This window comes from Enterocloster sp. 210928-DFI.2.20 (assembly GCF_020554465.1).
Lineage (GTDB): Bacteria > Bacillota > Clostridia > Lachnospirales > Lachnospiraceae > Enterocloster > Enterocloster bolteae.
In genome coordinates this window covers 1-515 of sequence record NZ_JAJCHK010000102.1, presented here as the reverse complement: position 1 = coordinate 515, position 515 = coordinate 1, and the positions used below count along the sequence as shown (strand labels likewise).

Annotated in this window: 1 protein-coding gene; it reads left to right on the top strand. The window is 48.5% G+C overall.

Annotated features, from left to right (window positions below; translation table 11 throughout):
- Nucleotides 1-146: 146 nt before the first annotated feature.
- Nucleotides 147-515: hypothetical protein (locus LI015_RS28030; RefSeq protein ID WP_227126785.1), on the top strand; the 369-nt coding region annotated here is incomplete at its 3' end.

Sequence of the window (515 nt, the reverse complement as noted above, 5' to 3'; positions counted from 1 at the left end):
GGCAACCAGGAGATGGAGGCCAGGTTTATAAAAGCCATCACATCCAATGCAATGGCCGTGCAGCCCATGGGTGAGACTGTTAATGATGGAATCCTGTACCAGATACAAATACAGGTGACCTACCAAATAGAAAGCGAGGAATAACCATGCGTAAAATGAACTTACAGCTGTTTGCGGAATCAATTCCTGCAGCAGGAAAAATCAAAAGAAAGTGGATGGCACACTATATTGATGCGGCCCTCCCATCTGCCAGCAAGGCTGAATACAGCCGCCTGGGCAAGGACCTGGAAGAGTACATTGTCGAAATGAACGCCAATGTGGAAACCAAAAATAATATATGGGGAGAGACATCCGTCAACCTGGACAGCTATCAGCCCCAGGCATCCGCTGACCCGTACTATGCTGAGATTGGAGAGCCGTTGTTTGACCGTCTGCAGGCCATTGTGGATGAAAGACAGACCCTGGATGACCTTAAGACCAGTGTGGTGGAAGTACATCTGTGGGAACCAGTTGAA